Here is a 22,327-nt window from a genome sequence, read left to right as displayed (position 1 = left end):
CCATCTGGAGAACGTTCTTATATTCATCATCCTGCACACCTGCACTGATCATTCACGATTAATATCCCTGCCCCGGGGGCCACTGCTCACCAATCCGGGCCAGCAAACTGCCGCCACGGCTTGTTGGTGCTGAAACACGGGCCCGTCGCCCGTCACCTTCTTTGCCCAGACTAACCAGCAGGTCCGGCTCGGGGAGGACGCCGAGGCCGCGGCCGGGCCATTCTATAACGCACAGATTCCGGCCCTGGAAATAGTCCCGGATACCCATGTATTCCAGTTCTTCCGGATCACCAAGCCGGTAAAGATCAAAGTGATAGGCTGGCGGATCCAGGTGCTCATAAGGCTCTACGATGGTGTAAGTCGGACTTTTCACCGCACCTCCGTGACCCAGGCCGCGCATGATACCCCGGCTCAGAGTCGTCTTACCCATCCCAAGGTCACCCTCCAGGAACACCACCAGCCCCTGGCAGCTCTCGTTGACGAGCCCGGCCAGAATCCTGCCCAGTTGCTCGGTATCCTGCTCATCCTTCAGAAAAAGTCTGAGTTCGTCCGCTGCGACCTTCATTATCCTCTATCACCCTCCGAATTCCCCGATCGTCCAGTGCTCCCCCTGCCCGCCTGCTGATTGCTTCTCCGCTTCCAGAAGCACCCGTGGCAGAGCGTCAATGACATCCATGGGCAGCAAGCCCATGTAGCCCCGGGTTGCTGTTGCCCGGTTTGCGGCCGCCAGATGGAGCGCTGCGGCTGCCGAAGCTGCCAGGTGACCATTCCCAAGCTGTGCATAGAGACTGCCGAGTATGCCGGAGAGCACATCTCCCATACCACCGGTCGCCATTCCGGGGTTGCTGCCATTGATTATATCCGGCAGCGCGTCTGCCGATGCGACCACTGTCCCGGCCCCCTTGAGCAGAACAACACCGCCGAAAAGCTGACGTATCCGCTCTGCAGCCCCTACCCGGTCACTCTCAATATCAGCCACGCCGCATTCCAGCAGACGAGATGCTTCTCCCGGGTGCGGAGTCAGAATATGATTATCCGCGGGTTGTGCAACCCGCGATGCCATCAGGTTCAAGGCATCGGCGTCCAGCACACGCGGCTTGCCGCTGGCCACAACCTGTTGCAGCATCTGCTGCCCCCAGGCGCCCTGGCCGATGCCGGGGCCACAGACGACCACATCCGCAGCGCTGAGCAGCGGCGGCAACTCAGAACCGTGAATCAGGCCCTGAACCATCACTGATGGGCAGCGGGACAGGGCCGGTGCCACATACTCCGGGCGCGTTGCCAGGGTCACCATGCCGGCCCCGGACCTGGAGGCGGCTTCGGCCGCCATCATGCCGGCACCGCCAAACCCCCGGTCGCCAGCAACAATCAACACATGGCCGAAGCGCCCTTTGTGGGCGACCTTCGGGCGCCGGGGTAACGCCATGCTGATAACGCCCCAGTCCACCCGACGGGCCACCGGGCGCTGTCCGCTTTCGGCTGCCCAATCGTCGGTATCCAGGGATACAAATACAACCTCGCCGGCGTATTCCGGGCCCTGAGCAGTAAACAGGCCGGCCTTCAGGCCAATGAAAGTCACCGTTGCCGCCGCCCGGACCGCGCCGCCGGTCACAGTCCCGGTGGTGGCGTTCAAACCCGAGGGCAGGTCAATGGCCAATACTGGCGCAGCAGCTTCGTTACACTGACCAATCATGGCGGCAAACGGCTCCCTGGGAGCCCCGGAAACGCCGGTGCCCAGCATGGCATCGACAATCAACCCGGCGCCAACAAAATAGTCGTCGATGTCGGAGCCAGCAACATCCGCCAGTTCCATCACACGGACGCCGTCCTCGACCGCTTTCTTCCAGGCATTGTGGGCGTCGCCAGACAACTTTCCGGTAGGCGCCACGGCAAGACAGTCGACATGCAGGCCGTGACGAACAGCATTGGCAGCGACCAGATAGCCGTCGCCCCCGTTATTGCCGGCACCACATAACACCAGAATCCGGCCCGGTTCCGGCCAGTAGCGCACCAGCCGCCGGAATGCACTGGCAGCCGCAGCCTGCATCAACTCGAATCCGCCGACCCCTTGTTGATCAATTACATAGCGGTCAATCTCCCGCACCGCATCGGCGGAGTAGAGGTCTTCTGGTAAACTGTGACCACCAGACAGGGGCATGGAAGTCCGCTCCCGTTACAGAATTCGGATTAAGAAAAACGGCCAGACACCTGTAAAGAGTAGCAAAACAGCGAGAAAGGTCATAACTTAATCAAATTAAACTTCGTTACTGGCATTCAATGACCGATCCTACCGACCAGAAACTGGATGATCTGCCCCGCCAGATCCGCGCCTGGGCACTCGAACTGGGCTTCAGTGACGCCGGCATCACCCTGCCCGACACGGGCGTTCACGGTGAACGACTGAAGGCCTGGCTGAACAAAGGGCATCATGGCGAAATGTCCTATATGGCAGACCATGGCGACAAACGTTATACCCCCACCTCTCTGGTGGAGGGAACCCGGCGGGTTGTCTCCGTGCGGCTGGACTACCTGCCGGCACCGGACAACCCGGCGCGGGTGCTTACTGACCGGGAGAAAGCCTATATCACCCGCTATGCTGTGGGACGCGACTACCACAAACTGATGCGCAAGCGCCTGGCGACCCTGGCAAAGTGGATCGACGAAGCGGTATCAGGCTACGATTACCGGGCCTTTGTGGACAGCGCGCCGGTTCTTGAGCGCGCACTTGCCCAGCGTGCAGGACTTGGCTGGATCGGCAAGAACAACATGCTGATACACCCGAAAGCCGGATCGTTCTTCTTCCTCGGGGAAATCTTCACCAGCGCGCCATTACCCCTCGACAAACCCTTCGAGAAAGAACACTGCGGCACCTGCGCGGCCTGCCTGGATGTCTGCCCCACGGACGCCTTCGAAGGCCCTCACAAGCTGGATGCCCGCAAGTGCATCAGCTACCTCACCATTGAACTCAAGGGCAGCATTCCCGAAGAGCTGAGATCGAAGATGGGCAACCGTGTTTTCGGTTGCGACGACTGCCAACTGGTCTGCCCGTGGAATAAATTCAGCAAGCCCACGGCGGAGAAAGACTTCCAGCCGCGCCATGGCCTCGACAACAGCGAGCTGGCCACTCTGTTCCTGTGGACCGAGGAGGAGTTCCTCCAGCGTACCGAAGGTTCGGCCATCCGCCGCACGGGCTATGAGGGCTGGCTGCGGAACCTGGCGGTAGGCCTGGGTAATGCCCCTTCAACCATTCCCGTGATCGAGGCCCTCAAACAGAGAGCCGATCACCCGTCAGACATGGTTCGGGAGCATGTCCAATGGGCCCTGCGCAGGCACGGCCTATAACTTGAAGAAAGTCTCGCGATAGTGGCGAAGCTCGTTGATGGAGTCCCGGATATCGTCCAGCGCCAGATGACTGCCCTTCTTCTTCACACCATCCAGCACATCCGGCCGCCATCGACGTGCCAGTTCCTTGATGGTACTGACATCCAGATTGCGGTAGTGGAAGAAGGCTTCGAGCTCCGGCATGTACTTCACCAGGAAACGCCGGTCCTGGCCAATGCTGTTGCCGCAAAGGGGGGACTGACCGGGCTCAAGATAACGCTGTAGGAATTCCAGGGTTTTCTGCTCCGCATCAATTTCACTGAACTTGCTGTCCTTTACTCGCTGGGTAAGCCCGCTTTCGCCATGAGTGCGGGTGCACCACTCATCCATCTCGCTGAGCAGGTTGTCTGACTGGTGTACAGCAATAACCGGCCCCTCTTCAATCGTATTCAGGTCCGAGTCGGTAACAATTGTCGCTATCTCTATGATCCGCTCTTTCTCCGGGTCCAGCCCGGTCATTTCCAGATCAATCCAGACAAGATAATTAGCTTCTGGCATTCAGCGGTCTCCGGCGGTTAATTCGTAATTCGTACAACGGCCGGAACACCCTGCCCGGCCGCTGCAGCACATAGTCTGCCTATTGTGGATGAATCACGTATGATGTTACAGCTTTCACCATTCTTCACCAGGATCTGACCGACCTACGATATGGCTAAACGTCGACTGAACAAGCAGCAGCAATGGCGCATCAAGAAAATCCAGCAGGAACGGGCGACAAGAGCGGCTAAGAAAGAGGAGTCCATCGGTGAGAAACTGGATGCCGGCGATCTGGGCCCCGAGCAGCAGGGACTGGTTATTGCCCACTACGGCCAGCAACTGGACGTGGAAGCGCTTGAAGGAGAAGACACCGGCAAGGTGTTGCGCTGCTTCGTAAGGGCCAACATAGACAGCCTTGTGACCGGCGACAGGGTCATCTGGCGGCCGGGCAGTGACGGTACCGGCGTGATTGTGGCCCGCTGCGACCGCCACACACTATTGCAGCGGCCCGACAATTTTGGCGCGCTAAAACCCGTTGCCGCCAACATCGACTACATCATTCTGGTGATCGCCCCGGAGCCGGAACCCCACGACAACCTGATTGACCGCTACCTCGTGGCAGCGGAAAGCACGGATATTCCGGTGATTATTCTGCTTAACAAGACCGATCTGATCACTGACCGGAACCGGGAAGCCATCGACAACCTGCTGGCACGCTATGAAAGGCTTGGCTACCGCACCGAGCGCACCTCGGCAAAGACCCTGGAAGGTGAACAGGCCGTTCGGGTGGAGGATCTGGTGAAAGACCAGACCAGCGTATTCGTGGGCCAGTCCGGGGTTGGCAAATCGTCTATTATCCAGACTCTGCTTCCTGACGAGTCAATCCGCGTAGGCGCCATATCGGAGAGCACCGGCAAGGGTATTCATACCACCACAACGGCCAGACTGTTCCACCTCAACTGTGGCGGCGACCTGATCGACTCACCGGGTATCCGGGAATTCGGCCTGTGGCACATGACACCGCAGGAGATCGAGTACGGTTTCCGGGAGATCCGCGACCTGATCGGGCACTGCAAATTCCGCAACTGCAGCCATATGGGGGACCCAGGTTGCGCCATTGCGCAGGCAGCCGAAGACGGGCGGATAAGCGTGGAGCGGATGAAAAGCTTCAACCGGATTCTGCAGGATATGGCAGAACAGCAGTCCCGGGGGCTAAAAGCTGACTGAACCGGTTTACCAGTTGAGCTCACCGGGCGCGGGCTCTTCCCGCTCTTCTGACCAGTTACCCTCTTCCAGCCGCTCCATGGCTTCCTGCTGCTGCGCTTCGGAGGGTGCAGTAAGGTCGATCAGGGGCTCGCTCGATCTGCCGGCATTGCTCTGGATACCTTCCGCCGTCTTCTTGTTCATCACGATGATGGAGATACGACGGTTAACCGGTGCCTGCGGGTCGTCCTGATCAAACAGAACGGAATCACTCAGGCCCACAACCCGGCCAATCTGCTTCTGCCTTACGCCACCAGCCACCAGTGCCCTTCGAGCCGTGTTGGCGCGATCCGCTGACAACTCCCAGTTGGTGTAACCCGGGCGGCCGCTGAAGGGGGTGGAATCGGTGTGGCCGGTAATGCTCAGCTTGTTGTTGACCGTGCTCAGGGTTTTGGCCAGCTCGAACAGGATGTCCTGGGAATAATACTTGAGCTCGGCGCGGCCACTGTCGAACATCGGGCGCTGGGAGCGGTCGACAATCTGGATCCGCAGACCTTCGCTGGTGATGTCGATTAGCAACTGGTCCTTGAACTCCTGCAGGGTTTCATTCTGTTCAATCCTCTCCTTGAGGTCCTGGAACAGTTCTTCCATCTGTTGCTGCTCCAGTGTCTGGGCCAGCTCCTCAACTACCTGGTCTTCAATCTGGATATCGCTACGCTCAATATCCTCGCTGCTCTCGTTGATAACGGATGCACTACCTTCGAGATCCACCGGGTTGGGCGAACCGCCCTCGGTAAACCCCACCGGATCCTTGAAATAGCCTTCCACGGCACGAATCTGTTCCGGGGAGGCAGTGGCCGTCAGCCATAACACGAGAAAGAAAGCCATCATGGCAGTAGCAAAATCGGCAAAAGCCACTTTCCATGACCCACCGTGATGCCCACTGACAACTTTCTTTTTTCGCTTTACGATAATTGGCTGGTCTTCCAAGGAACTGCTCCCGACGGCTTTTGCTCAGATTATTTCGAACGCACGTGGTCGTTCAGTTCCTGGAATCCCGGCCGCTTGTCTGACGGCAACGCCTTGCGGCCGAACTCAATGGCCATCTGCGGTGCCTGGCCGGAAACCGTCGCAACAATTGCGGATTTCACACACTCATAGGCCTTGAGCTCATACCGGGCGGAGTGTTCCATGGCAATGGACGTGGGCCCGACGAAGCCATAACCCATCCAGATGCCCAGAAACGTACCCACCAGAGCCGCCGCCACGCTGAGGCCGATCTTCTCAGGCCCTTCGCTGAGAAAGTTCATGGTGATAACGATACCCAGTACCGCCGCTACGATGCCCAGCCCAGGCAATGCATCCGCGATCTTGTTGACGGCATGGGCCGGTTCTTCCAGCTCATGCTGGCGGCTGTCGATCTCGTTTTCCATCATGCCTTCCAGTTCATGGGTAGCCATATTCCCGGAACTGATGATCCGCAGGTAATCCGTCATGAAGGCAAGCAGATATTTGGATTTCATGATGGCGGGGTAGCGGGTAAAAATCTGGCTCTCCTGGGGATTGTCGATGTCCTCTTCAATGGCCATCACGCCCTGTTTCCGGGATTTGTCGAACACCTCATACATCAGGCTCAGCAGATCCATGTAATAGGACTTGTTGTAGGGGGAACCGGTTAACTGGATGAGTACACCCTTGCCCACTTCCTTGATGGTATGCATCGGGTTTGCAATCACGAAAGACCCAACCGCTGCACCCCCGATAATCAATATTTCGGTTGGCTGCCACAACACCATGAGATTACCGCCATGGAGAACGTACCCTCCCAGGACGCTTGCGATTACAACAACTGCACCGATTATGAGTAGCATGGAAAGAGAACATACCTTCTGTGATTGTTATCAGGAAACCGAGTCTGGACCCAAGCCGCCGTTTCGCATCGCACAGATAATAGCAAGCAGCGATGAGAACCGCGAAGGTGTGAAACAATTTCTATACACACCGCGCAGTTTGGTAAACTTCGCCTCTTTGAGCGCCAAGGATTCCACCTGATGTACGACAAGCTATTTGTAACGGGCCAGTACGTAGCACCACAACTGAGCATCTCCCGCCTGGCGGGCCGCCTTGCGGACAACGAAAGCGTTCCGGCGCTCAAGAACCGTGTCGTAAACTGGTTTATCGGCCGATATGGCGTAGACATGAGCGAAGCAGTTGAGCCAGACCCGGCCGCGTACCCCAGCTTCAACGCTTTTTTCACCCGCGCGCTCAAACCGGGGCTGCGCCCCGTGGCTACAGGTGACACTGTGATGGTCAGCCCTGTGGATGGCACCATCAGCCAATTGGGTCACATCAACGGTGGCCGGATCTTTCAGGCCAAGGGTCAGTCCTTCAGCCTCAACGAACTGCTCGGCGGCGATCAGGAGCGGGCACGCACCTTCACAGATGGCGAGTTTGCGACCATTTACCTGGCCCCCAGGGACTATCACCGCATTCACATGCCATTGGCGGGCACCCTGCGGGAGATGGTCTATGTTCCCGGCAAGCTGTTTTCCGTCAATCCGACCACGGCCGAAAACGTGCCCAACCTGTTTGCGCGGAATGAACGGGTGGTCTGTATTTTTGACACGGAGGCTGGCCCCATGGCGTTCGTGCTGGTGGGCGCGATGATCGTCGGCAGTGTTGAAACCACCTGGGCGGGCATTGTGGCCCCGGGTAAACGCCGGGTTGACGCAACCCACTACGACGGGCTCAAAACCCCCATACGCTTCGACAAAGGAGAGGAGATGGGCCGCTTCCGCCTGGGCTCAACGGTTGTCATGGTCATGCCTAAAGGCTCAGTCTCCTGGAACGGCGATCAGGTGGCTGGAGGACGGGTTCGCATGGGAGAAGCGTTTGGAGAGCTCACGCCCGGTCAGCAGGAAACGCAATAACCCCGGCGAGGTCCTCCAGCCCCAGCTTCAGCATCAGCAAACGATCAAGCCCCAGTGCCACCCCTGAACAGTCCGGCACGCCGGCATCCAGGGCTGCCAGAAATGCCTCATCAACGGGCATTTCGGGCTTGCCGGCGGAACGTCGCGCCTGATTATCTGCCGCGAACCGCCGCTGCTGCTCTTCCTTGTCGGTGAGCTCCCAGTAGCCGTTACAGAGCTCCACCCCCTGTACATACAGCTCAAAACGGTGGGCCTGGCGAAAACCGTCCTGGTCGGACACACGTGCCAGCGCTGCCTGTGATTCCGGATAGCCGGTAACGAACACTGGCCCGGTTTCAGCCAACGCCGGCTCTACCTGGCAAGTCATCAGCAGATCCAGGCATTCATCGCGGGAAAATGACTGCAACCGGGGCGCCTCCATCCACTGCTCGCAGCGGGCCGATAATTCGCTGTCGCTGGCCAGGAAGGGATCAATGCCTGCAAAGCGCAGAAAAACATCCCGGTAACGCATCGTGTCTGGCGCTTCACAGCCCAGCCACCCACATACCAGGTCAGATACTTCGGCCATCAGGTCCGAGTCAGTGAAACCCGGCCGATACCATTCAAGCAGAGAAAACTCGGGGTTGTGTCTTCGCCCGGACTCTCCATCCCGAAATACTCTCGCCACCTGATAGATGGGCCCGGCACCGGACGCCAGCAGGCGTTTCATGTGATATTCAGGGGAGGTCTGCAGCCAGGCGTTCGAAAACCCCGCTGCCACGGGTGTCGGACTGGCCGGGATACTGTCGATGTTGAGGTCGGTGACTCCGTATCGGCCCATCACAGGCGTCTCGACTTCCATCACGCCTCGCTGTGCGAAAAAGCCGCGCACCCAGGCAAGCTGGTGTGCACGGCTTCGGAGGGCAGCCACAGATGTGGAAGGCTGCCAGGAAGGTGTTGCGGCCACTTCAGAAACCAATCAGCCGCCTTTCACACGGCTGACGTATTCACCGGAGCGGGTGTCCACCTTGAGTACCTCACCAATGGTGATGAACAGGGGCACGTTCACGACAGCACCGGTAGAAAGGGTTGCCGGCTTGGTGCCACCCTGGGCGGTATCGCCCTTCATACCCGGATCGGTGTCTACCACTTCCAGCTCGACAAAATTGGGCGGAGTGACAGACAGCGGCGCACCGTTGTAAAGAGTTACGGTGTAAACATCCTGTTCCTTCAACCACTTGAGGGCATCGCCAACGGCTTTCGCATCCGCGGGGTACTGCTCGAACGACCCATCGGTTTTCATGAAGTGCCAGAACTCACCGTCGGTGTAGAGATACTCCATTTCCAGATCAATCACGTCCGCGGCTTCCAGGCTCTCACCGGACTTGAAGGTGCGCTCCCACTGACGATTGGTCATCAGGTTGCGCAGCTTGACCCGGTTAAATGCCTGACCCTTGCCGGGCTTTACGAATTCGTTCTCGAGAATGATACAGGGGTCCCCGTCCAGCAAAACCTTAAGACCGCCGCGGAATTCGTTGGTAGAATATGAAGCCATGAAATTATCACCTGAAAAGATGCGTATAAAAATTCGAAGGTCGCTATGATACAGCGAACCGCCACCCGTATAGAAGCCCGCCCATCGGATCGTGATTCACGTAGCTGGCAGCAGCTACTGTCAGCCTCTGTGACAACACCAGAGGATCTGCTCAGGCGGTTGGAGCTTGACCCCGACATCTGGCTGTCCGGTGCAACGGAAGGTCACCGGCTGTTTCCGCTGCGCGTACCAGAGCCCTACCTCCAACGCATCATCCCGGGTGATCCCGCGGACCCGCTGTTAAGGCAGGTACTCCCTCTCTCTGCAGAAACTGACACCAGATCGGGTTTTGTCCGTGATCCGCTTCAGGAGCGCGATTCGATGCAGACTACCGGCCTGATCCGGAAATATCAGAGCCGCGCCCTGCTGATGGTCACCGGGCAATGCGCCATCAATTGTCGGTACTGTTTCCGCCGCCACTTCCCCTATGACGAACACCGACTGACACCGGAAGACCGGGCCGAGGTGCTGGCGACCCTCGGTAACGACACCCGGATTAACGAAGTGATTTTCAGCGGAGGGGACCCGCTGGTCGCCAATGACCGATTGCTGTCATCCTGGGCCGAATCGCTGGCGGGCATCTCCCATATCCGTCGCCTGAGAATCCACACACGGCTGCCCATAGTGATTCCCCAACGTGTCTGCGAATCGCTCCTGGGGTGGATTTCCGAAAGCCGGCTACAGGTGGTCATGGTGATCCATAGCAATCACCCGGCCGAGCTGGACAACGACACCCGTCACGCCCTCGAGCGCCTGAAGGCCGCCGGGGTCACCCTGTTGAATCAGAGCGTCATACTGAAAGGCGTCAACGATACAGCCCGGGTGTTGAGTGACCTCAGCGAGCGGCTGTTCGAATGCGGCGTACTGCCCTATTACCTCCATGCGTTTGACCCGGTGGAAGGCGCCCACCATTTCAGTGTCAGCGACGACAGGTCCCGGGAGCTGGTTCGCCAACTGATTGGCACACTTCCCGGATTTCTGGTGCCAAAACTTGTCAGAGAGCTGCCGGATCAGCCCGGGAAGACACCTCTGGACCTCTTTGCGTGACACGTTTGGCAAAGTTGGCCCAAATTTACTTGTTAAACATTGTCAACTCGTGCTCTGCTCGCTTTTTGTTATGCGTTTGCTATTTTAGAGTGCGAAGAGTGACAACAATAAAAAGCTCCGGAGTACCAACCGTGGTCCAGACAATTGGCGTGAACTCATGGAAGGCATGATCCTGAAACCCGATCTCCGTATTCCTGAACAGAAAACAGCAAGCCTGTCATTTTGCCAGACGTCACCAAAAGCCTTCAGGGCCTGGGTCAACCAGTTGCCCATGGCCAATATTGGTGAGGCGTCCCGGCAGCTCTATCATGCCATTATTGAACTGAATCAGCTGTTTGTTGCGCCGCAGCAGCGACTTCAGCTACTGGAGCTGATTCGCCCGAAAATACACTTTGTGTGCTCGGAGCTGTCCAGGCACTATCTGGGCATGGCCATTGCCCTGCCCGAAAAGCAGCGCAAGATCGCCAACCTTTCTCAGGCACTCCAGCTCCACGCGGCCAGCGGCTATAAACTCTGTGTACTGGAGTTTCTGGATAATGGCGGGCTGGACAAGAACCGTAAGGCAGTGGCCACAGCGATTCACCGGGCAATCTCGGAACTGGCCGCGACGATTGTGCGGTCCCATCAACTGTATTGCCCCAGCCCCGCACAAAGCTGGCTGGAATGTCATCGCCTGTTCCGGTTTGCCCACCGCAACAAACTCAGTGGGCTGTCTGTGGAGGATGAGACTCTGGGCCACCGCCACGCCAGCACGATAGGAGACAGCTACAAGCGAATTCTGCTGCTCGGCTGTGCCCGCCCCAACCAGTTACGACAGGCGGAACTTGCGCTGGTCTACGAACTGTTCGAGGGCTGGACCCATCTTGTCTCCTGCGGCCCCGACGCTGACAGCGACAGTCTGTTCGTTGTGAACATGGAGCGTGACACGGCCCCCATATACCGCAGCCTGCTTGAGCAGAAGCCCGGTAACGACAGTTACAACTTCGACACCCGCGAATTGTCAGAACGCATTACCGAGTCTCTCCATGCCCGCCACCAGAAGGACGGCCACACCACGGGAAGCCTGGAGCTGCCATCCCGGGTCAGTGACACCCTGCTGACCCACCTCAGCCAGGCACTGGGAATTCTGGCAAAGAGGAATTTTAACCGCATTGCCAGCCAGGGCACCCTGGAAGTATGCGTGGGCCTCACAGCCACCCACTTTTACGTGGCAGGCGCCAAGACCTTCAATGAATTTGTCAGTGGCAATGACAACGGCCACCTTGAGGAAGACAACCAGTTCATGAGGTCGTCCCGCCGCAGGGATGACGCCTGGGCTGGCGCTCATGACGCGGGCCCCGGCGATGACCCGATACAGTCGGCGGACACGCCCATCAATTTCCGCAATAGCATCGGCGCCAAACCGGATAGCGAACATGACCGCAGGCGCCCCCAGTCTCACCATGCCCTGCTGATCAACACCAGTCCCGGCGGTTACTGTGTTGGCTGGGAAACCAACGTGCCGGCTTCACTGCAGGCCGGAGAGATTCTCGGGGTTCGTGAGCAGTCCAATCATCCATGGAGTATTGCGGTGGTACGCTGGATACGCCAGGTTCGAAACCAGGGTACCCAGGTAGGCATCGAGTTGCTGGCGCCCAGTGCGGCCCCCTGCGGCGTGCGACTGATCCAGAAGGTCGGCAACAGCAGCGAATACCTTCGGGGCCTGTTGTTGCCGGAAATCAGCGTGGTCAATCAGGCCGCCACCCTGATCACACCGAGGCTCCCCTTTCAATCCGGGAGCCGTATCTCTCTACTCCACGACGGCCGCGAGGACCAGGGCACGCTTTCCCGCAAGATCTCCGCAACCGGAAGCATCAGCCAGTTTGAGCTCAAGCTTCAGAACAGCGGAGCTGCAACCGCGAGCAACACGTCGCCAGCGGCCGGCACCAGCGAGGATGAATTTGATTCGCTGTGGCCGTCACTCTAGGGCTTGATTTCCGACAATCGGAAGCGCCCAGGCCGGCGCCAAGGGTTGTTATTGAACGGTAACCCCTGCATCATTCAGCGTTAGTGAAAAGCCCGCTCTATACTTGCTGAAGAGCCGGCACAGCCAACGCGTATCACGAGACACCTGACGAATGCAGAAAAAGAACGCAACCGTACACCTGCTGATCCTTGATCCCTCGCAAAACGACGCTGAGACGCTTGTGAGCCTTCTCCGGAACTCCGGCAAGGCCACGCGCGCTCACCGCATCACGTCAGAGGAAGATCTCGAGGAAACCCTGAAGGCAGGCAACTGGGACCTGTTACTGGCGCGGGACGACGCAGATCAGGAATTCGGACCAGACGGCGCCCTGGCGATGATTCGTCGCATGGACAAGGATATCCCGTCCATACTGCTGACCACCGAATTCAGCCGCGAGCGCACAGTCGCGGTCATGAAAGCCGGGGCCCACGATGCGGTCCCCTTCGAGAACAGCGATCAACTGGTCCTGGTGGTTAACCGTGAGCTGAGTGCACTCGAAGATCGCAGACGACGCAGAACCCTGGAATCCCACCTGCGTGAAGCGGAGCAGCGTTGCCAGTTATTGCTGGAAAGCTCCAAGGACGCCATTGCCTACATCAACGACGGCATGCACATCTACGCCAACCAGTCCTACATGGAATTCCTTGGCTACGATGATATCGACGACCTGATCTGCATTCCGGTGCTGGACACCCTGACCCCGGAAAGCCAGGAAAAATACAAGGAATTCATGAAGTCCTTTGCCGAGAGTGGCGAAGACGGTATGACCATGAACTGCGTGGCCCGCCGCAGTGATGACCAGGAACTGAACGTAACCATGTCGGTGTCAGCAGCCACCTATGACGGCGAGATCTGCACCCAGATTGTCATCCAGCCGGAACACAGCGATGCTGAGCTGGAGGAGAAGATTCGCCAGATCAGCAGCCAGGATCTGCTCACCGGCCTGTTCAACCGGCAATACCTGATGGATGCCCTTGGTCAGGCCATTGCAAAGGCCGGCAAGGACAACCAGACCGGCGCCCTGGCCTACATCGCCCTTGATAATTTCATGAGTCTCAAAGGCCAGGTTGGCATCGCCGGCGCCGACCTTATGCTGGGAGATCTGGCCACGCTGCTCAAGGAACAGACGCCCGAGAATATGATTCTCGCACGCCTGAGCGATGACGCTTTCTGCCTGCTTTGCCAGCCCTGCGAAGAAAAAGCCCTGGCGGAGCAGTGTGAGGCCATCTGCAAGAAGGTGGAGGACCATCTGTTTGACATCAACGGCCGCACGGTGCAGCTGACCCTGAGCATCGGGGTTGCCGCCATTACCGAAAATGCACCCAAGGCTCCTGACCTGATGGGGCGGGCTCATACTGCCTCTTCTGAGCTGAAGAAAAAAGAAGGCCACGAGCAGGGCAACGGCGTGTTGGTCTACAACCCGGCCGATTACGAAACGATGGACGAAAGCAACTCGGCCGATGCCATACAGAAGGCGCTGGACGACAATCGTTTCAAGCTGCTGTTCCAGCCGATTATTAATCTCCGTGGTGAAGGCGAGGAACACTACGAAGCGTTCGTCAGAATGCTCAACAAGGACGACGAGGAAGTGTCGCCCTACGACTTCCTGCCACCGGTTGGCCCCTCGGAAATGGCCCTCAAGATCGACCGCTGGGTAATCCTGCAAACCATCAAGCAGCTCTCCAGCCATCGCTCACGGGGGCACGACACACGCCTGTTCCTGAATGTGACGGCGGAAACGCTGGAAGACAGGACCTTCACACCCTGGTTGAGCGTGGCGTTAAAGGCAGCCCGACTGCCCGGTGACTCATTGATTTTCCAGATTCGCGAAGGTGACGCCAACAATTACATGAAGCAGGCCAAGGATTTCGCCAAAGCCGTACATGAACTGCACGCCAAGGTGTCGATCTGCCAGTTCGGATGCGCACTGAACCCGTTCAATACCCTGAAGCATATCGATGTGGATTACGTGAAGATCGACGGTTCTTTCACCGAAGAGCTTCAGAAGAAAGATGAAGCCAAGGAAGAAGTCAAGGAGATGGTCAAGAGCCTCCAGAGTGCGGGCAAGCTGACCATCGTGCCGCTGGTGGAAAATGCCGGCGTGCTTGCCACCTTGTGGCAGGCGGGCGTGAACTATATCCAGGGCTACTACCTTCAGGCACCGGTTCCGGAAATGAACTACGACTTCGGCGACCACTAGCCTTCACAACAGCCCGGGCAGGCCCCTCGTCTCGCCCGGGCTAATGGTTACTGCTTCCCTGTCTGAAGACTGTCGCTTTCCCGGAATCCAATCAGGTAGAGAATCGCATCCAGCCCCAAAGTTGAAATGGCATGGCGGGCAGACTCCTTTACCAGCGGTTTCGCCCGAAAGGCGACACCCAAACCAGCCTGGCTCAGCATGGGCAGGTCATTGGCGCCATCCCCAACCGCGATAACCTGTTCCCGCGAGATATGCTCACGTTCCGCAATTTCCAGGAGCAGTTCCGCCTTGCGCTTGCCATCGACAATCTGACCAGCGACACGGCCGGTAACCTTGCCATTCTCGATTTCCAGCTCGTTGGCGTAAACGTAGTCAATGCCCAGCTTCTCCTGCAGATGACGAGCAAAGTAGCTAAAGCCCCCCGACAGAATGGCCGTACGGTAACCCAGCGACTTCAGGCTGAGAATGAGGTGCTCGGCGCCCTCGGTCAGCCGCAGGCGGCCGGCAATGCTTTCCAGCACTGATTCATCCAGGCCCTTGAGAAGAGCCAGGCGTTCTGCAAAGCTCTGACTGAAGTCCAGCTCCCCCTGCATGGCGCGCTCGGTAATCTCCGCTACCTGGCTGCCTACTCCGGCCTCCAGGGCCAACTCGTCAATCACCTCGGCATCAATCAGGGTGGAATCCATGTCGAACACCACCAGCCGGCGGTTGCGACGGAAAATGGAATCCTCCTGGAAGGCAATATCCACGTTCATTTCAGCGGCTATGTGCAGGAAGTCAGAGCGCAGCTGCTCAAGATCAGAGGGCGTGCCCCTGACCGAGAATTCGACACAGGCAATGCGGTTTTCAGAGGAATTCAGCGATGGCCGGGCTGAGAGCCGGCTGATATTGTCGATGTTCAGGCCGTGGCGGGCGGTAATGGCGGATACCCGTGCAATCTGCTCGGCCTTGATATCCCTCGACAGCAGCGTGACGATGTAACAGGCACGATTGCGGCCCTCCGCCCATTGCTGATACTCCTCGATGGTGATCGGCGCAAAGCGCACCTGCAGGTCCAGCGCATGCAGGCGGAACAGCAGGTCCCTGATCACCGGCGAGGACTTGGACTCGTCCGGAATTTCGATCAGAATCCCCCAGGTCAGGTGGTCATGAATGACCGCCTGACCAATGTCGAGAATCCGCACATCGTACTGTCCCATAATGCCGGTAATCTCGGACGTCAGGCCGGGCTTGTCACGCCCCGACACATTAATCAGAACGAGCTCACTCACGGTCAGACGGCTCCTCTGCATTGGCTGCGTCAGCGGCTTCGGCGTTACTGGCCGACTGGATGACATCAATGGCATCCACCCGCTGGAGCCCGCGCGGCAGCTTGTGGCCACGACGGCCGCGCTCACCCAGGTAATGCTCCAGATCGCTGAACTGCAGCCCCATCTTGCGCTTGCCGGCGCGAATTTCCAGTTGGTCGTCCTCGGCAAACACGGCAACAGCAACCACGTACTCTTCGCGATTCTGCACTCGAGCCGAAGGAATGCTGATGATCTTGTTGCCCTTACCCTTCGACAACTCCGGCAGCTCACTCAAAGGAAACACCAGCATCCGGCCCTCATTGGAAATAGCGCCCAGATAAAGCGGTTTCTCCGAGTCCGGCACCGTTACCGGCGGCATAATTCCTGCCCCTTTCGGCACCGACACCACCGCCTTGCCGTTGCGGTTCTTGCTGATCATGTCGTTCAGGGAAGTCACGAACCCATAGCCGCCATCAGTAACAAGCAGCACCTTGCGAGCTGGGTCCCCCATTAGCAGCCCGGAGAAGGTGGCACCGGAAGGGGGGTTGATACGCCCACTCAGCGGTTCGCCCTGCCCCCTGGCAGACGGGAGGGAGTGGGCAACCAGGGAATAGGCCCGCCCGGTGGAATCCAGGAACACCGCTTGTTGGTTATTGCGCCCCTTTGCCGCCATGGCAAACTTATCGCCGGCCTTGTAACTGAGGCCCTCGGGCTCGATATCGTGGCCCTTGGCTGCCCTCACCCATCCTTTCTCAGACAGTACCACCGTGACCGGATCGTTAGAGACCAGCTCGGTTTCACTGAAGGCTCTTGCTTCACTGCGCTCAACAATCGGTGAGCGGCGATCATCACCATAGGTTTCCGCATCCGCCAGCAGCTCGTCCTTGATCAGTTCCCGCAGGCGGTCTTCCGAACCCAGAATGGCCTGGAGTTCATCCCGCTCGGCGGCAAGCTCGTCCTGTTCACCACGGATTTTCATTTCCTCGAGTTTGGCCAGGTGGCGCAATTTAAGCTCGAGGATGGCTTCAGCCTGCTCTTCCGACAGCCCGAAGCGGGAAATCAATTCCGCCTTGGGTTTGTCTTCATAGCGGATGATGGCAATAACTTCGTCGATGTTCAGGTAGGCCACCAGCAGGCCTTCAAGAATGTGCAAGCGTGCCAGTACCTTGTCCAGGCGATGCTGAAGACGCCGGGTGACCGTGGTGCGGCGGAAACTGAGCCACTCCGTCAGCATTACCCGCAAGCCCTTAACGCCCGGGCGTCCATCGTTACCGATGACGTTGATATTGACCCGGTAGGTTTTTTCCAGGTCGGTACTGGCGAACAGGTGAGCCATCAGCCCTTCCTGGTCTACCCGGTTGGAGCGGGGAACAATCACCAACCTGGTCGGATTCTCATGATCTGACTCGTCACGCAGGTCCGCCACCATGGGCAGCTTCTTGGCCTGCATCTGCTGGGCGATCTGCTCCAGCACCCGGTTGCCAGAGACCTGGTGGGGCAGATCCGTTACCACAATTTCCCCACTCTCGTTGATCCAGCGGGCGCGCATCCGCAGCGAACCCTTGCCGGTTTCGTACATCTGCCGGATATCCTTGTTGGGCGTAATAATCTCGGCATAGGTCGGGAAATCCGGGCCCTTGACGTGTTCACACAGTTCGTCCGTGGTGGCGTCCGGTTGCTCCAGCAGCCGTACACAGGCCGCGGTGATTTCACGGACATTGTGGGGCGGTATGTCGGTCGCCATGCCCACTGCGATACCAGTGGTGCCATTCAGCAGAACGTGAGGAAGCCGGGCGGGCAACACCGATGGTTCGTCCATGGTACCGTCGAAGTTCGGCACCCAATCCACCGTACCCTGCCCCAGCTCGCTGAGCAGGACATCCGCAAATTTGGCCAGGCGGGATTCTGTATAACGCATGGCGGCAAAGGATTTGGGATCATCAGGCGCGCCCCAGTTGCCCTGGCCATCAACCAGTGGATAACGGTATGAAAAAGGCTGGGCCATGAGCACCATGGCTTCGTAACAGGCGCTGTCACCGTGCGGGTGGAACTTACCCAGCACATCCCCCACCGTTCGTGCAGACTTCTTGTATTTTGAGGTGGACTTGAGACCGAGCTCGGACATGGCGTAGATGATCCGGCGCTGAACCGGCTTCAGGCCGTCACCCACGTTGGGTAATGCCCTGTCGAGGATGACGTACATGGAGTAATCAAGGTAGGCCTTCTCGGTGTAGTCCCTCAATGAAACCCGCTCAAAGCCTTCATCCGTGGTCTGAAACTCTGGCATGGATGCCCCTTTGTTGCGTGACTTGCTTGTTATGAATTCCGGTGGCTACCCGGGCGGCAGCCGAAGGGCACATTATATGGAGGCGGGGACAGATACACCAACACCCTGTCGGATTTCCAATAGCGGAATTCCCGCATGGAGAGAGTTTAACCCTCGCCGTATGCTCGCAATCAGTAAAACGATGACCCGTTTCACGACATCCGAGAGTGGAGAACTATGAGACCCAACCTGAAAGCCTGCGGGCAGGCCATGATCACGGCCGCGGTGAATGCTGTTCTTGCTCTGGCCCTGATGCTGTTGGTGGAGTTTGCCATAAGCGGTACGTTTCAACTGGCAGAACCCTATCTTTGGGCAGGACTCCTGATCGGCCTGGTTATCTTTTTCGGCCAGTTCTGGCGCCAGCGCCACCTTTGCCGCAACGGGCAACCGGGCCACGGCTCCACTGACACCTATTAACGCGCCACTTACCAGGCCATATCAAGCGTTACACTTATCAACAATGTCAGCTCCCTTTCCGGTGCTATCCTGACTGAACGCGCTAGACTGCAACGAACCGTCAGGATTGAAAATGACTATAAGAAACTCCCTGGGCCTGAGGGCCAAAGTCGCCTTACCTTTTGCCGTTTCTGCCATCGCCCTGGTTGTGATAGGTCTCTTCAGCGTCCTGACGGCGCGCAACCTGGTGTCAGACACTGACACACTGTCCGAACGTTATCTTCCCGCCGTAAGTGAAGCTCTCAACGGTGACCGCGACCTTTACCAGGCCCTTGTCGCGCAGATGTCATTTATAAACGCTACTGACAATAATGCATCCACTGCTCAGTACAAAGCGGCCTTCGAAGAAAATGCCACACAGGCTCTGGACAGAATGAACGCAGCCGTGGAGCGCCTGCGTGGCACGGGCGTTTCCGAAATAACCGATGGCTTTCGCAGCACTTACGACCGCTGGCTCAAGTCGGCGCGGGAGTCCATGGACGTCGCGAAGGCAGGCGATCCTGACCGCGGACACCAGCTGTTGACCGGCCCGGGTGACCAGGCGTTCAGCCAGCTTCGGGATTATTACGACAGCGTCGGCGTGCACGCTGATGAAAAGGCTCAGGTCGTTGCCCGGGAGGCGTCTGATGAAGGACTCGCCAGTTCCGTCTTTATACTTTCGATTACGGCCGGCGCCCTCATCATTGGTATCATTCTGTTCGTTGTAGTCCTTCGTATGATCATCCAGTCTATCAGCGTGCTGCGGAAGCAACTGGACAACATCGCCCAGGGGGAGGGAGATCTCACCCAGCGTATTCCTGTTGAAATGGACGATGATCTGGGAAAGCTTGCTGCGAGCTTCAATCACGTGCTTGAAAACCTCCAGGGCATGATCGGCTCGATCCAGAATCTCAGCAGGCAACTGGGCGAAGGCGCCTCTGAATTGTCCTCGACCGCCCACGACAACAGTAACGGCGTCACCCGGCAAACCGATGCCATTTCCATGGTCGCAACCGCCATCAATGAAATGCAAAGCGCCATCGAGGAGGTGGCGGGCAATGCCTCTCGCGCCGCCGACATCACCAGGCACGCCCAGGAGAAGGGGCGTAATGGTGCGACCATCATCCGCAACTCATCGGTCCAGGTACAACGTCTGGCCGCACAGATATCCAAAGCTGTGGAGGTTATACGCAAGCTTTCACTGGACTCGGAGAACATTACTTCGGTACTGGACGTTATTCGGGAAATCGCCGACCAGACCAACCTGCTGGCACTCAACGCAGCGATAGAGGCTGCCCGCGCCGGGGAGCAGGGCCGGGGCTTTGCCGTGGTTGCCGACGAAGTACGCACATTGGCCAAACGAACACAGCAGTCGACCGAAGACATACAGACCATGATTACCGCCCTCCAGACCGGCGTCGCCGATGTCGTGGCGGTGATGGAAACCGGAAGCAAGGAAGCGGTGGAAACCGAAAAACTTGCGACTGAAGCCGAGGCGGAACTGCAGGGTATTCTTGAATCGATGGCGGACATCAGCGACATGAATACCAGCGTGGCGTCGGCGACAGAAGAGCAGACTCAGGTGGTCGACGAGATCAACCGCAGTGTTACCGAAATCAATGATCTGGCTTTTGAAGGGATGGAAAGATCAGGAAGCATCAACCGCATAAGCAAGTCGCTGGACGGCTACGCCAGAGAACTGGAGCAACAGACAGGAAGGTTCAAGGTATAATGGGCGGGAGTTCGCCCCATCTCCGGCTTCTCCAGGAGACGGGGCGAGCCGTGACGGTTACTGGCGAATGCCTTCCACTGAAATGATCATTTCGACCGTTTCAGAGGCTTTGCCAAGATCCATGGGAATACCGAAGTCAGAGAGCTTGAACTCGGTTTCAGCCTCGAACCCCATCCGGTAGCCACCCCAGGGATCTTCCCCATGGCCCAGCATTTCCACATCAAGGGTGATTTCTTTCGTCACGCCACGCAGAGTCAGGTCACCGATAATGTCGGCTTCGCCTTCCTCGTCTACTTCTACCCTTTTGCTCTTGAAAGTCGCTTCCGGGTATTCGCTGACATGGAGGAAATCATCGGAACGCAGGTGCTTGTCCCGCTCACCATGGTTTGAATCTACACTGGATGTATCGATTGTCACTTGCACAGAGCTGTTTTCCGGGTTCTCCGCGTCGTAGGCAAACTGGCCGTCAAAGTCATTGAACCGGCCATACAGCCAGCTGTAACCCAGGTGGGAAATCTTGAAGGTAATAAACTGGTGTGCGCCTTCGGTATCGAAGGCATAGGTTCCGCTATGCTCCGATGCCTGGACGCCACCAGCCATCGTGAGTGAAACAGCAGATGCGAGCAGCAGTTTTTTCATGTTCATCTCCTTGTTGAAACAGCCCGAAGGCGCGATTAAAGACATCAGTCAGTTCGGTGTTGATGACGATCCTTACCCAGCATACGCCGTAAGGTGTCGTCACGATCAATCACATGGTGCTTGATTGCCGCAAGGCCATGCAGGCCGGCAAGCACAACCAGGACCCAGGTTACCCAGTAATGAACCAGGCCGGCCGTATCCTCCATTCCCTTGATCCGCCCCGTCACCGAAGGAACGTCAAACCAGCCAAACACACTGATGGACGACCCGTCCGCGGTAGAAATGAGATAACCACTGATCATGGCGACGAAGATCAGGACATATAGCAGCAGGTGCGCACCGTGGGCTGCCAACACCTCGAAGCGGCTGTGACTGGGTAGCGGACGCGGCATCGGATTAATGAAACGCCAGGCCAGGCGAAGCACCATAACCATCAATAACAGAATACCGATGCTTCGATGGATATCAGGGGCTGTCCGATACCAATCGTCATAATAAGACAGGTCTACCATCCAGTAGCCAAGGCCGAAAAGGCCGAATACAGCCACGGCAACAAGCCAGTGAATACCAATAGTAACAACCCCAAACCTGTTGGCCGTGTTGCGTACCTGCATAACAGTCTCCGTTCCCGATACCCTGGCTAGTCTGGCACCTGCCCGTTAAATCTTGAAGCAGTGTAGAAACAGGCGCCCCCGAAACCAATCAAAATGTTTTGCATGCATAGGTCAGAAATTCTGACCAAGAGACTTGTTGCGGACTTACACGTACTTTCCCTTATACCTTTGGTCTGATACGGGTTCTACGGATTGTCGAAACGATGGAAAAGATAGAATTTACACATATTGAATGCCCGGTTCGGGTTACTCATTGAACGAGAGAAAGCGACATGGAAATTGAATTCGACGAATCTGTTGTAGTTCCCAGCAACAACTGATTTCAGACGGCTCTGCCGGGCCGTCTACATTCCCTCCCCACGGCGGCATTTGTGCGCTGTTACTTCGTGTTGCCTTTTTTTACATGAAATAGTGGCAATAATATGCTGGTTTTGGCACTCTTCCGTCTGGATCAATAATCCTGTGCATCCTCGTTG

19 protein-coding genes are annotated in these 22,327 nt (G+C 57.5%); 8 read left to right on the top strand and 11 right to left on the bottom strand.

The genetic code is table 11. The annotated features are described in order from the left end of the window. Nucleotides 1–58: 58 nt before the first annotated feature. Nucleotides 59–565, bottom strand: a complete 507-nt coding sequence (gene tsaE / locus ABJM11_RS03345) for a tRNA (adenosine(37)-N6)-threonylcarbamoyltransferase complex ATPase subunit type 1 TsaE (RefSeq protein ID WP_348295810.1) — start codon at nucleotides 563–565, stop codon at nucleotides 59–61. 9 nt (nucleotides 566–574) lie between these two features. Then, nucleotides 575–2,158: an NAD(P)H-hydrate dehydratase gene (locus tag ABJM11_RS03340; RefSeq protein WP_348295811.1), complete on the bottom strand. Its 1,584-nt coding sequence runs from the start codon at nucleotides 2,156–2,158 to the stop codon at nucleotides 575–577. Nucleotides 2,159–2,277: 119 nt separating this feature from the next. Between ABJM11_RS03340 and queG the strand changes: the two genes are divergently transcribed. Further along, nucleotides 2,278–3,342, top strand: a complete 1,065-nt coding sequence (gene queG, locus ABJM11_RS03335) for a tRNA epoxyqueuosine(34) reductase QueG (protein WP_348295812.1) — start codon at nucleotides 2,278–2,280, stop codon at nucleotides 3,340–3,342. Here queG and orn read toward each other — a convergent pair. After that, a complete protein-coding gene (gene orn / locus ABJM11_RS03330) occupies nucleotides 3,337–3,879 on the bottom strand; it encodes an oligoribonuclease (protein ID WP_348295813.1) in 543 nt (180 codons plus the stop codon). The two genes, queG and orn, sit on opposite strands and share 6 nt — an antisense overlap. A 150-nt stretch (nucleotides 3,880–4,029) precedes the next feature. Here orn and rsgA point away from each other — a divergent pair, with 150 nt between their 5' ends. Beyond that, nucleotides 4,030–5,085, top strand: a complete 1,056-nt coding sequence (gene rsgA, locus ABJM11_RS03325) for a small ribosomal subunit biogenesis GTPase RsgA (protein WP_348295814.1) — start codon at nucleotides 4,030–4,032, stop codon at nucleotides 5,083–5,085. Between the two features lie 6 nt (nucleotides 5,086–5,091). Here rsgA and motB read toward each other — a convergent pair whose 3' ends face one another. After that, on the bottom strand, nucleotides 5,092–6,051 hold the full coding sequence (motB, locus tag ABJM11_RS03320) for a flagellar motor protein MotB (protein WP_348295815.1): 960 nt from the start codon (nucleotides 6,049–6,051) through the stop codon (nucleotides 5,092–5,094). Nucleotides 6,052–6,080: 29 nt separating this feature from the next. Then, complete coding sequence (gene motA, locus ABJM11_RS03315) at nucleotides 6,081–6,932, bottom strand: flagellar motor stator protein MotA (RefSeq protein ID WP_348295816.1); 852 nt, start codon at nucleotides 6,930–6,932, stop codon at nucleotides 6,081–6,083. 180 nt (nucleotides 6,933–7,112) lie between these two features. Between motA and asd the strand changes: the two genes are divergently transcribed. Further along, nucleotides 7,113–7,991: an archaetidylserine decarboxylase gene (asd, locus tag ABJM11_RS03310; RefSeq protein WP_348295817.1), complete on the top strand. Its 879-nt coding sequence runs from the start codon at nucleotides 7,113–7,115 to the stop codon at nucleotides 7,989–7,991. Here asd and epmA read toward each other — a convergent pair. Both epmA and efp read right to left on the bottom strand, forming a co-directional pair. Further along, nucleotides 7,963–8,937: an EF-P lysine aminoacylase EpmA gene (epmA, locus tag ABJM11_RS03305; protein ID WP_348295850.1), complete on the bottom strand. Its 975-nt coding sequence runs from the start codon at nucleotides 8,935–8,937 to the stop codon at nucleotides 7,963–7,965. The two genes, asd and epmA, sit on opposite strands and share 29 nt — an antisense overlap. A 12-nt stretch (nucleotides 8,938–8,949) precedes the next feature. Next, nucleotides 8,950–9,525, bottom strand: coding sequence for an elongation factor P (gene efp, locus ABJM11_RS03300; protein WP_348295818.1), 576 nt, complete (start codon nucleotides 9,523–9,525; stop codon nucleotides 8,950–8,952). 45 nt (nucleotides 9,526–9,570) lie between these two features. Here efp and epmB point away from each other — a divergent pair, with 45 nt between their 5' ends. From epmB to ABJM11_RS03285, 3 genes are all read left to right on the top strand, one after another. Further along, complete coding sequence (gene epmB / locus ABJM11_RS03295) at nucleotides 9,571–10,611, top strand: EF-P beta-lysylation protein EpmB (RefSeq protein ID WP_348295819.1); 1,041 nt, start codon at nucleotides 9,571–9,573, stop codon at nucleotides 10,609–10,611. Nucleotides 10,612–10,768: 157 nt separating this feature from the next. Then, nucleotides 10,769–12,577 carry a GTPase gene (locus ABJM11_RS03290; protein ID WP_348295820.1) on the top strand — a complete coding sequence of 603 codons (1,809 nt, stop codon included), beginning with the start codon at nucleotides 10,769–10,771 and terminating at the stop codon, nucleotides 12,575–12,577. Nucleotides 12,578–12,728: 151 nt separating this feature from the next. Further along, nucleotides 12,729–14,816: an EAL domain-containing protein gene (locus ABJM11_RS03285; protein ID WP_348295821.1), complete on the top strand. Its 2,088-nt coding sequence runs from the start codon at nucleotides 12,729–12,731 to the stop codon at nucleotides 14,814–14,816. Nucleotides 14,817–14,863: 47 nt separating this feature from the next. On the opposite strand, the gene serB is transcribed toward ABJM11_RS03285, so the two are convergent. Then, nucleotides 14,864–16,087 carry a phosphoserine phosphatase SerB gene (serB, locus tag ABJM11_RS03280; protein ID WP_348295822.1) on the bottom strand — a complete coding sequence of 408 codons (1,224 nt, stop codon included), beginning with the start codon at nucleotides 16,085–16,087 and terminating at the stop codon, nucleotides 14,864–14,866. Next, complete coding sequence (parC, locus tag ABJM11_RS03275) at nucleotides 16,080–18,392, bottom strand: DNA topoisomerase IV subunit A (protein ID WP_348295823.1); 2,313 nt, start codon at nucleotides 18,390–18,392, stop codon at nucleotides 16,080–16,082. Before parC ends, serB begins: the two co-directional genes overlap by 8 nt. A 216-nt stretch (nucleotides 18,393–18,608) precedes the next feature. Here parC and ABJM11_RS03270 point away from each other — a divergent pair, with 216 nt between their 5' ends. Beyond that, entirely contained in the window at nucleotides 18,609–18,848 is a 240-nt protein-coding gene (locus ABJM11_RS03270; protein ID WP_348295824.1) for a hypothetical protein, read from the top strand. Nucleotides 18,849–18,960: 112 nt separating this feature from the next. Beyond that, nucleotides 18,961–20,598: a methyl-accepting chemotaxis protein gene (locus ABJM11_RS03265; RefSeq protein ID WP_348295825.1), complete on the top strand. Its 1,638-nt coding sequence runs from the start codon at nucleotides 18,961–18,963 to the stop codon at nucleotides 20,596–20,598. Nucleotides 20,599–20,655: 57 nt separating this feature from the next. Here ABJM11_RS03265 and ABJM11_RS03260 read toward each other — a convergent pair whose 3' ends face one another. Together ABJM11_RS03260 and ABJM11_RS03255 are read right to left on the bottom strand one after the other, a co-directional pair. Further along, nucleotides 20,656–21,237, bottom strand: coding sequence for a YceI family protein (locus ABJM11_RS03260; RefSeq protein WP_348295826.1), 582 nt, complete (start codon nucleotides 21,235–21,237; stop codon nucleotides 20,656–20,658). Between the two features lie 44 nt (nucleotides 21,238–21,281). Beyond that, nucleotides 21,282–21,851, bottom strand: coding sequence for a cytochrome b (locus ABJM11_RS03255; RefSeq protein ID WP_348295827.1), 570 nt, complete (start codon nucleotides 21,849–21,851; stop codon nucleotides 21,282–21,284). Between the last annotated feature and the right edge of the window lie 476 nt (nucleotides 21,852–22,327).

The sequence above is a fragment of the Marinobacter sp. genome (genome assembly GCF_039977835.1).
In the GTDB taxonomy this organism is placed as follows: domain Bacteria; phylum Pseudomonadota; class Gammaproteobacteria; order Pseudomonadales; family Oleiphilaceae; genus Marinobacter.
The sequence above is the reverse complement of the archived record's forward strand: the minus strand, read 5'-3'. Positions and strand labels throughout refer to the sequence as shown.

Bases quoted from the DNA above. Each gene is read 5' to 3' on its own strand.
- tsaE (WP_348295810.1), bottom strand. From the start codon at position 565: ATGAAGGTCGCAGCGGACGAACTCAGACTTTTTCTGAAGGATGAGCAG.
- parC (WP_348295823.1), bottom strand. From the start codon at position 18,392: ATGCCAGAGTTTCAGACCACGGATGAAGGCTTTGAGCGGGTTTCATTG.
- ABJM11_RS03290 (WP_348295820.1), top strand. From the start codon at position 10,769: ATGGAAGGCATGATCCTGAAACCCGATCTCCGTATTCCTGAACAGAAA.
- ABJM11_RS03270 (WP_348295824.1), top strand. From the start codon at position 18,609: ATGAGACCCAACCTGAAAGCCTGCGGGCAGGCCATGATCACGGCCGCG.
- orn (WP_348295813.1), bottom strand. From the start codon at position 3,879: ATGCCAGAAGCTAATTATCTTGTCTGGATTGATCTGGAAATGACCGGG.
- ABJM11_RS03265 (WP_348295825.1), top strand. From the start codon at position 18,961: ATGACTATAAGAAACTCCCTGGGCCTGAGGGCCAAAGTCGCCTTACCT.
- queG (WP_348295812.1), top strand. From the start codon at position 2,278: ATGACCGATCCTACCGACCAGAAACTGGATGATCTGCCCCGCCAGATC.
- rsgA (WP_348295814.1), top strand. From the start codon at position 4,030: ATGGCTAAACGTCGACTGAACAAGCAGCAGCAATGGCGCATCAAGAAA.
- epmB (WP_348295819.1), top strand. From the start codon at position 9,571: ATGATACAGCGAACCGCCACCCGTATAGAAGCCCGCCCATCGGATCGT.
- ABJM11_RS03285 (WP_348295821.1), top strand. From the start codon at position 12,729: ATGCAGAAAAAGAACGCAACCGTACACCTGCTGATCCTTGATCCCTCG.
- motA (WP_348295816.1), bottom strand. From the start codon at position 6,932: ATGCTACTCATAATCGGTGCAGTTGTTGTAATCGCAAGCGTCCTGGGA.
- efp (WP_348295818.1), bottom strand. From the start codon at position 9,525: ATGGCTTCATATTCTACCAACGAATTCCGCGGCGGTCTTAAGGTTTTG.
- ABJM11_RS03255 (WP_348295827.1), bottom strand. From the start codon at position 21,851: ATGCAGGTACGCAACACGGCCAACAGGTTTGGGGTTGTTACTATTGGT.
- ABJM11_RS03260 (WP_348295826.1), bottom strand. From the start codon at position 21,237: ATGAAAAAACTGCTGCTCGCATCTGCTGTTTCACTCACGATGGCTGGT.
- ABJM11_RS03340 (WP_348295811.1), bottom strand. From the start codon at position 2,158: ATGCCCCTGTCTGGTGGTCACAGTTTACCAGAAGACCTCTACTCCGCC.
- asd (WP_348295817.1), top strand. From the start codon at position 7,113: ATGTACGACAAGCTATTTGTAACGGGCCAGTACGTAGCACCACAACTG.